Raw genomic sequence first — 10000 nt, 5'->3', positions numbered from 1 at the left:
ACTCTAATAGAACAACGGAGTAATAAGGCAATCACAACTCTTTTATGACTGCCTTATTAGTTCTTTATTTACTCTATTCATTTGTAATTATTCGTGAAATATAAAACGTACGATTTTTTCCTAAATCAAAAATTTCACCTGTAATACTTAATTTAATAATAGGACGTGTAGGTGCATATCTATTAACGAACATTACTTCACCACGTTCTAGATTAGAAAGTTCAATAATTGTTCCAATTGGTAAGTCTGCCACTAAGTCAATCAACGCTCTTACTACTTTAATATCAAATTTTCCAAACTCAGACTCATTAATCATTTCTATTACTTTAAATGAGGATTGTTTGGAGCGATAAACACGCTCACATGTCATAGCATGAAAAACATCGGCGACTGCAATAATCTGCGCAAAAACCGATATGTTTGCGATTTTCTCACCTTTAGGATATCCGCTTCCGTTTAAGCGCTCATGATGCTGGAAAATGGCTTCTTTAATTGTATCTTTTAAGATTGTTAAATCCTTTACCATGTTATAACTATATATAGGATGTTTATGAATCTCTGAAAATTCTTGTTCAGTTAATGTAGTTTTTTTATCTCGAATACGTGGGTGAATTTTAGCCATACCGCAATCTGCTAGTAGACCGCCAATTGCAATTTGAATAGTTAACCCTTTATCGTAACCTAATTTTTGAGCGATTACAGAAGAAATCAGTGCTGTTCCTACACAATGGTGGTATAAATAATCTTTTGGATTCGAATATTCGTTTAAGTTAAAAATAATTGTACGATCTTCTAAGACCATATCCAATAATGGCAAAATGATCGAACGTGCTTTTGTAATATCTACCTTCGCACCAGCTTCCCAATTTTTAAACTCTTTCTTAAATTGTTCAACAGAATTACTATAAACTCTTTTAAACGTTGGAACAGCTTCTGGTTGGAAAGCAAAATCTATTTCTTTTTCAGTCTCTACTGAAACTTCTTTTAAATTATCTTTGTATACAGGAGCTCTTGAAATATTAAATGCGCTAAAAACTTGTAAATGCTCATGTGATACTACTGTATCTTTAAAAATTATTGGATATTGTGTATTAGCAAAAATATCTTCAGAAATAACTTTTCCAATACGTAATTCTGAAATTGGGACATGTACCGTTTCCACGAAATTAAACACCTCTTTACTATTTCACTTACTTGAACTAAGGTCTATTTATATATTATCACGAATTTCTAAATTATTACTTATTTTTCACGATATATAATAAAAACCGATGAGCAGCAACAAACGCTGTCTTCATCGGTTATTTTTTATTCTTCTATTTCCTCATTTTCATCAGTGGCCTCTTCGTCTTCTTTTTCAACTTTTGCAACAGTTGCAACAAGTTCGTCATCCCCTAAACGAATTAAACGAACACCTTGAGTACTACGACCAATTAATGAAATATCATTGACATCCATACGTATCAGCATTCCGTTGATTGTAATAAGCATTAAATCTTCAGAACCATCAACAGTTTTAACAGCCACCATAGGACCATTTTTATCGGTAATTTGAATTGTTTTTAAACCAACGCCACCACGACTTTGTAAACGATACTCCTCTTCAGTTGTACGCTTACCATAGCCTTTTTCGGTAACGACTAAAATTTCTTGTCCAGGTTCCACGATTTCCATACCAACTACTTCATCGCCTTCTCGTAGCTTAATACCACGTACCCCACCTGCTGTACGTCCCATTGAACGAATATCATCCTCTTGGAAACGAACAAGCATACCGTCACGCGTTCCGATAATCACTTGCTTCATACCATCCGTTAAACGAACAGCAATTAAATCATCATCTTCTCGTAAACTAATAGCAATTAAGCCATTCGTACGGATATTTGCAAATTGAGATACAGGTGTACGTTTTGAAATACCTGTTTTCGTTGTAAAGATAAAGTAAGCATCCTTGTCAAATGAATCAACACGAATCATTGCCGTAACTTTCTCACCTTTATCGATATTCAGTAAGTTAACGATTGGTAAACCTTTCGCCGTGCGACCGTACTCCGGAATTTCGTAACCTTTAGCACGGAATACTTTCCCCTTAGACGTGAAGAATAATATAGTATCGTGCGTAGATGTATTCATAAGGTGCTCGACGAAGTCATCCTCATTAGTTCCCATTCCTTGTACACCACGACCACCGCGCTTTTGACTGCGATATGTATTGGCAGCTAAGCGCTTAATATAGCCATTATGCGTTAACGTAACAACTGAATTTTCTACAGGAATTAAATCCTCATCCTCAATCATTTCCATACCGCCAGATGTAATCTCTGTACGACGGGCATCATTGAAGCGCTCTTTCAGTTCTAATATTTCAGTGCGAATAATCTCAACAATTTTAGCTTCATCGGCTAAGATTGCTTTTAATTCAGCAATTAGCACTTGTAACTCTTGATATTCTGCTTCAATTTTTTCTCGTTCTAAGCCACTTAAACGTACTAAACGCATATCTAAAATTGCTTGGGCTTGACGTTCAGATAAATTAAACCGTTCCATTAATTGCGGTTTAGCTTCCTCACCACTACGAGAACCGCGGATAATCGCAATAATTTCATCAATATGATCTAGAGCAATTCGTAAGCCCTCTAAAATATGAGCACGGTCTTCTGCTTTCTTTAAATCGAATTCAGTACGGCGGCGAATGATGACTTTTTGATGCTCTAAATAATGATACAGCATCTCTTTAATGCCCATTACTTTTGGCTGTCCATTTACTAAAGACAGCATATTAACACCAAAGCTTGATTGCATCGCTGTTTGCTTATAAAGATTATTTAACACGACATTTGCATTGGCATCTTTTCGTATTTCAATAACTACACGCATACCACGGCGGTCAGATTCATCTCGTAGATTGGTAATGCCATCGATTTTTTTATCGCGAACTAGCTCAGCAATCTTTTCAATTAATTTTGCCTTATTTACTTGGTAAGGTAATTCATGAATAAGAATTGTTTCTTTACCGTTTGACTTTTGTTCGATTTCTACTTTAGCTCGAATAATAATGGAACCACGGCCTGTTTCATAGGCACGACGAATACCACTGCGTCCTAAAATCAATCCACCAGTTGGGAAATCCGGTCCTGGAATAATTTCCATCAATTCTTCCGTAGTAATTGCAGGATTTTCAGATAGTGCTAACACTCCATCAATCGTTTCCCCTAGATTATGTGGAGGAATGTTTGTTGCCATACCAACCGCAATTCCTGCCGCTCCATTTACTAATAAGTTTGGATAGCGACTTGGTAAAACGACCGGTTCTTTTTCAGAGCCATCATAGTTATCAGTATAGTCAATTGTGTTTTTATTAATATCTCGAAGCATTTCCATTGCAATACGAGACATACGCGATTCTGTATAACGCATCGCAGCTGCTCCGTCGCCATCAACAGAACCAAAGTTTCCGTGACCATCAACAAGCATGTAACGATAACTAAAATCTTGTGCCATACGTACCATGGCATCGTAAATTGAAGAGTCACCATGTGGATGGTACTTACCCATTACATCCCCAACGATACGTGCTGATTTTTTGTACGCTTTATCTGCTGTATTTCCTAACTCTTGCATGCCGTATAAAATACGACGATGAACTGGCTTTAATCCATCGCGTACATCTGGTAATGCACGCGAAACGATTACACTCATTGCATAATCGAGGAAGGATGTTTCGATTTCTTCTGTTATATTAACTCCTTTAACACCGGAGCGTTCTTGTTCTGACAAAGTGTAGACCTCCCCTCAAGAAAAATTAAATATCTAAATTAGCGTATACCGCATTTTCTTCGATAAATTGACGACGAGGTTCTACTTCATCGCCCATTAAGCGTTCGAATGCTTCGTTCGCTTTAATTGCATCATCTAATTCCACTTGTAATAATGTGCGGTGCTCTGGATCCATTGTTGTATCCCACAGTTGCTCCGCATTCATTTCACCAAGACCTTTGTAGCGTTGAACTACAGGCTTAGGCATGTTTGGCAGTCGCTCTAAAATCTCTTGTAGCGCAATATCATCATAGCAATATTCAACATGCTTCCCTTGCTTCACTTGATAAAGTGGTGGCTGTGCAATATAAATATAACCAGCATCTACTAAAGGTCTTAAGAAACGGAAGAAGAATGTTAACAATAATGTACGGATATGTGCTCCATCTACATCGGCATCGGTCATTATAATAATTTTATGATAACGCGCTTTTTCTAAATTAAATTCTTCCCCAATACCAGTACCGAAGGCTGTAATCATTGCTCGAATTTCAGCATTGGATAATATTTTATCTAATCGTGCTTTTTCCACGTTTAAAATTTTACCACGTAAAGGTAAAATTGCTTGGAAGTGACGGTCACGTCCAGATTTCGCCGAACCACCGGCAGAGTCACCCTCTACAATGTAAATTTCACATTCAGCTGGGTTTGTAGAAGAACAGTCAGCAAGTTTACCCGGTAAGCTTGATACTTCAAGCGCTGATTTGCGGCGTGTAAATTCGCGTGCCTTTTTGGCTGCCACACGTGCCCGAGCTGCCATTAAACCTTTATCGATAATTTTTCGCGCTACAGTTGGATTTTCTAACATGAAACGTTCAAAACCATCTGAAAATAACGCATTCGTAATTTGGCTTACTTCGGAGTTACCAAGCTTTGTTTTCGTTTGTCCCTCAAATTGAGGATCAGGGTGCTTAATAGATATAATAGCCGTTAACCCTTCGCGAACATCTTCACCTGTAAGGTTCGTATCAGCTTCTTTTAATAAGCCATTTTTACGCGCGTAATCATTGATAACACGCGTAAGTGCTGTTTTAAAGCCTGACTCATGTGTACCACCTTCATACGTATTGATGTTATTTGCGAACGAGAAAATATTCGATGAAAAACCAGCATTATATTGCATGGCGATTTCAATAGAAATACCGTCCTTTTCGCCAAGAACATCAATTGGCTCATGGATAGGCTCTTTAGACTTGTTCAAGTGCTCTACATAAGAACGAATACCACCTTCATAATGATATGTAGTGGAACGTATCTCATCTTCACGCTCATCTGCAATTGTAATTCGAATACCGCGATTCAAATAGGCTAATTCGCGAATACGATGTGCTAAAATATCGAATTCATATTCTGTTGTTTCTTTGAAAATTTCAGGATCTGCTTTGAAACGAGTAGTTGTTCCGTTATGATCGGTTTCACCAATAACAGTTAATGCCTGTGTTGTTTGACCACGTTCAAATTTTATTTCGTGGATTTGTCCCTCGCGATGAACTTGAACAATTGTCTCAACTGACAAAGCATTTACTACTGATGCCCCTACACCATGAAGACCGCCTGATACTTTATAGCCCCCACCGCCGAATTTACCACCGGCATGGAGCACTGTCATAATGACTTCGACAGCTGGTTTACCCATCTTTTCTTGAATACTGACAGGAATTCCTCGACCATTATCTTCTACACGAATCCAATTGTCTTTTTCAATCGTAACTGAGATATCAGTACAAAAACCTGCAAGTGCTTCGTCTATACTATTATCAACAATTTCCCATACTAAATGGTGAAGTCCTTTAGAGCTTGTTGAACCGATATACATCCCCGGTCTTTTTCGAACCGCTTCTAAACCTTCTAATACCTGTATTTGATCGGCTTCATACGCTTGATCTTGTAAACCTTCGTTTTCTATAGCCACGGCTTCCATCTACTCCTTCATAACATCATTGTGTGTAAATGAATGAACAGTCAACCGAGCTGACTATTACCATTCTTTTATAATCTAAAAAACTCCCTGGCTAACTTTCTTCAATCGCACCTTGTTTCACGTGGAACAGCTGAGCATGTTCCATCGTCTCATGATGAATTCCATCAACACTTGTAGTCGTTACAAAGGTTTGGACTTCACCTTGAATGGTATTTAATAAATGCGATTGGCGATAATCATCGAGTTCCGACAATACATCGTCTAAAAGTAGAATGGGTGTTTCATTTGTTTCTTGTTTAATTAACTCAATTTCGGCGAGCTTTAATGACAGAGCAGTTGTTCGTTGTTGCCCTTGTGAGCCATATGTTTGCACATCATAGCCATTCACTAAAAATTGTAAATCATCTCGATGTGGTCCAACCATCGTGACACCACGCTCAAATTCACGATTCTTTGCCTCTACTAACTTTTTCAGTAAGAGATCTTCCATTTCACTAGCAGTCTGTCCTTTATCAATACCTGCTACTGTGCGGTATTTAATCATTAAAGTTTCCTTACCTTGTGAAATTCCTGCATGAATCGGCTCTGCCCACTCTTGTAATAAATCCATAAATTGAAATCTTTTTCGAATAATTTGGGTAGCTGCGTGAATATACTGCTCATTATAAACATCATACATCACGTCGTTTGTCATTATCTTACCCTGATTCATTTTCAAATAATGATTGCGTTGTTTTAAAATCTTTTGAAAGGTTAATAAATCATGTAAGTAGACGGGCGAAATTTGCCCAATCTCCATATCAATAAAACGTCGTCGTATTTGCGGGCTCCCTTTAACAACATTTAAATCTTCTGGCGCAAACATAACCACATTCATTTGACCAATATAATGACTAAGACGACTTTGTTCAATATGATTAATTTTACCCTTTTTGCCCTTTTTCGTAATGGTAAGCTCTATTGGTAAAATACCGTGCCTTTTTTGAACGGCCCCTTCTATTTTACCATAGTCTGAATCCCAACGTATCAATTCTTTATCGTTCGTCGTGCGATGTGATTTAGCCATCGCTAATACGTAAATGGATTCCATCACATTTGTTTTTCCTTGGGCATTTTCACCAATAAATACATTTATTTTTGGAGAGAATTTTAACGTTAACGCATCATAGTTGCGGTAATTTGTAAGTTTTAACTGCTCAATATGCATAATTTATTGTCCAGTGGGCCCAACAATTCGGAACCGGCCACATCCAGGAATATTTACAACATCTCCGTTACGTAATTTGCGACCACGGCGATCATCTACCTCGCCATTTACGTAAACATCATTTTCGTGTAAAAACCATTTTGCCATACCGCCTGAGCTAATCGCATCAGTCATTTTTAAAAGTTGCCCTAACGTGACAAACTCTACATCGATTTCAATGTCTTTCATAGCTGTGTTACCCTCCAAATACAGAATGTCTATCTCTCTATCATACCTAAAAATGCTTCATAAGTAAAAAAAGATAGCCGCAACGAGCGACTATCCCAAAGTTTATCAAAGCAAATGAACATAACTTAAAATCCAATTTATTCTATATAATACAACTAATAGAAATTAGATGATTAATATGTGCGAACTGGTAAAATTAGTTGCAGAATTGCATCATCATGAACAGAGCGTAAAATAAATGGTCTCATCGCACCAGTAAATTGAATAACCACATCTTGACCATCAATTGCTTTCAATGCTTCCATCATGTATTTAGCGCTAAAGGAAATTTTTAAGTTATCCCCTTCTAATGCTTCCACAGGTATTTCTTCTTGTACTTTACCTATCTCTGGAGAATTCGATGAAACTTCAACCGCTTGACTATCTAATATTTCGAAGCGCACGACATTATTACGATCTCCTCGTGCGACAAGTGATGCACGATCAATTGCTTGTAATAAAGCTTTACCGTTAATCGTTACATTTGTTTGATATTCTTCTGGAATTAAACGTGATGTATCTGGGTAGTTCCCTTCAAGTAAACGAGAGAAGAATAATACATCTCCTGTTTTAAATAATACTTGCTGACTTGTAATAACAATTTGGACAAGATTTGTAGAATCTTCTAACACCTTATTTAACTCATTTAAACTTTTACCAGGAATAACTACACTATGTTCAACTTCAGGTAAATCTTCTAACTGTACTTTACGTCTTGCTAAACGGTGGCTATCTGTTGCAACACAGATTAATGTTTCGTTTTTAATCTGCCAGTTTACACCTGTCAACACGGGTCTGCTTTCAGAAGTCGCCACTGCGAATACTGTTTCACGGATAATTGATTTTAGTAAGTCTGCAGGAATAGTAAATTTTTGATCCTCTGTTAATTCAGGTAATAAAGGATATTCAGCAGCATCAGAGCCAATTAAATGGAATTCTGATTTTCCTGAACGAATATGCGTTTGGAAACCTGTCGTTACTTGAATTTCAACCTCGTTTGTCGGCAATTTACGAACAATTTCATTGAACATACGTGCTTGTACAACGATTGAACCAGTTTCCGCAATGTGAATAATTTGTTGTCCATCTTCTTCTACTGGGATAAATGTTTGAATTGTAATATCTGCATCACTACCAGTTAGACGAATTCCTTCGTTTGTTACATCAATTTTAATCCCCGTTAATATCGGAATTGTTGTTTTAGAACTTACGGCTTTCATGACATCATTTAAACCTTCTAGTAAACGGTCACGTAAAATATCAAATTTCATTTGTTTTCCCTCACATATTTATATTATTTATTTATTAAATATAAAAAGATATAGTAATAGGTCCTGTGGATTTGTGGATAAGTGCTTCTAGGTGAATAAAATCAGTCTATCCACATGTAGATAGACTGTGTATAAGTTTGTGTTTAAAAATTAGAGTTGTCCACAAGTTTATTTCCCTAGCATGCTACGAATTTGTTTAATATCTTGTTGCAGTTGAACGTCATTTTTCAACAAAGAAGATATTTTTTCATGCGCATGGATAACAGTAGTATGGTCACGACCACCAAACTCTTCGCCAATTTTCGGCAGCGAGAACTCTGTTAATTCGCGTGATAAAAACATCGCAATTTGTCGAGGAAAGGCGATTAGCTTAGTTCGTTTTTTAGCTGAAAAATCTTCTAAACGAATATTAAAGTGCTCTCCTACTGCGTTTTGAATATCTAAAATTGTCACAGTTCTAGGTTTTGCATTAGGAATGATATCTTTTAATGCTTCAGCGGCTAATGTAGCTGTAATATCCTTGTTCACTAACGAAGAGTAAGCTACGACACGAATAAGCGCACCTTCAAGCTCCCGGATATTGGAGTCAATCTGGTTCGCAATATAGAGCATTACTTCGTTTGGTACATCCAAACCGTCCGCTTTTGCTTTTTTTCGTAGAATAGCGATACGAGTTTCTAAATCAGGTGGAGCTATATCTGTAATTAGCCCCCACTCAAATCGAGAACGTAAGCGATCCTCTAAAGTAGGTATTTCCTTAGGTGGACGGTCACTTGATATGACAATTTGTTTTGATTCCTCGTGTAATGTGTTAAAAGTATGGAAAAATTCTTCTTGAGTCGATTCTTTTCCAGCAAGGAATTGAATATCATCAATTAGCAGCACATCTACATTACGATATTTGTTGCGAAAATCGAGTGCTTTATTATCGCGAATAGAGTTAATAAATTCATTTGTAAACTTTTCTGATGATAAGTACACGACTTTTGCGTTTGGATTATGTTCTAACACATAATGGCCAATTGCGTGCATTAAATGCGTTTTGCCAAGCCCTACGCCCCCATATATAAAGAATGGGTTATAAGCCTTTGCAGGGGCTTCAGCAACAGCTAACGATGCAGCATGTGCGAAGCGGTTTCCAGAGCCAATAACAAACGTATCAAATGTATATTTCGGATTTAACATCCCTGGTGAAATATCATGATGGTCGTTATTTTTTGCTTGGATAATCGGCGCTGGTAAGTCAAAATCGTCCGAATCCTGGTTTTTTTGAACAACAAATTTAATAAGCAAGTCTTCGCCTGTTAGCTCCGTTAATATACCTGTAATCAAATGAATATAATGATTTTCAAGCCAGTCTCGAGCAAACGAATTTGGCGCCGCTATTGTCACGGTTGAACCACTTCCATTGTAAGAAAGTAATTTAGTAGACTTTAGCCACGTTTCGAAGCTTGGTTTAGAAATTTTTTGTTCAACTTGAGCCAGGACATTATTCCATAATTCTTCTAAATGTTCCAA

At 37.1% G+C, this 10000-nt stretch carries 7 protein-coding genes; all 7 read right to left on the bottom strand.

Annotation, left to right across the window (positions count from 1 at the left end; translation table 11 throughout):
- Positions 1–73: 73 nt before the first annotated feature.
- Entirely contained in the window at positions 74–1162 is a 1089-nt protein-coding gene (locus I5435_RS00035) for an HD-GYP domain-containing protein (RefSeq protein WP_024364622.1), read from the bottom strand.
- A gap of 146 nt (positions 1163–1308) precedes the next feature.
- The gene (gene gyrA, locus I5435_RS00030) at positions 1309–3777 is read right to left on the bottom strand and encodes a DNA gyrase subunit A (RefSeq protein ID WP_024364623.1); all 2469 of its coding nucleotides are present in this window, start codon (positions 3775–3777) and stop codon (positions 1309–1311) included.
- Positions 3778–3802: 25 nt separating this feature from the next.
- Positions 3803–5737 (bottom strand): DNA topoisomerase (ATP-hydrolyzing) subunit B, encoded by a 1935-nt coding sequence (gyrB, locus tag I5435_RS00025; protein WP_051147787.1) that lies wholly within the window; start codon positions 5735–5737, stop codon positions 3803–3805.
- A gap of 91 nt (positions 5738–5828) precedes the next feature.
- The gene (recF, locus tag I5435_RS00020) at positions 5829–6944 is read right to left on the bottom strand and encodes a DNA replication/repair protein RecF (protein ID WP_024364625.1); all 1116 of its coding nucleotides are present in this window, start codon (positions 6942–6944) and stop codon (positions 5829–5831) included.
- Positions 6945–6947: 3 nt separating this feature from the next.
- Positions 6948–7172: a S4 domain-containing protein YaaA gene (yaaA, locus tag I5435_RS00015; RefSeq protein ID WP_024364626.1), complete on the bottom strand. Its 225-nt coding sequence runs from the start codon at positions 7170–7172 to the stop codon at positions 6948–6950.
- A 173-nt stretch (positions 7173–7345) separates the two neighbouring features.
- Positions 7346–8482, bottom strand: coding sequence for a DNA polymerase III subunit beta (gene dnaN / locus I5435_RS00010; protein ID WP_024364627.1), 1137 nt, complete (start codon positions 8480–8482; stop codon positions 7346–7348).
- Between the two features lie 168 nt (positions 8483–8650).
- Complete coding sequence (gene dnaA, locus I5435_RS00005) at positions 8651–10000, bottom strand: chromosomal replication initiator protein DnaA (protein WP_337983046.1); 1350 nt, start codon at positions 9998–10000, stop codon at positions 8651–8653.

The sequence above is a fragment of the Lysinibacillus sp. C5.1 genome (assembly GCF_016350185.1).
GTDB lineage: Bacteria > Bacillota > Bacilli > Bacillales_A > Planococcaceae > Lysinibacillus > Lysinibacillus sphaericus.
Note: the sequence above shows the minus strand (reverse complement) of the source record. Positions and strands in the feature narration are given on the sequence as shown.

Bases quoted from the DNA above. Each gene is read 5' to 3' on its own strand.
- gyrB (WP_051147787.1), bottom strand. From the start codon at position 5,737: ATGGAAGCCGTGGCTATAGAAAACGAAGGTTTACAAGATCAAGCGTAT.
- recF (WP_024364625.1), bottom strand. From the start codon at position 6,944: ATGCATATTGAGCAGTTAAAACTTACAAATTACCGCAACTATGATGCG.
- yaaA (WP_024364626.1), bottom strand. From the start codon at position 7,172: ATGAAAGACATTGAAATCGATGTAGAGTTTGTCACGTTAGGGCAACTT.
- dnaN (WP_024364627.1), bottom strand. From the start codon at position 8,482: ATGAAATTTGATATTTTACGTGACCGTTTACTAGAAGGTTTAAATGAT.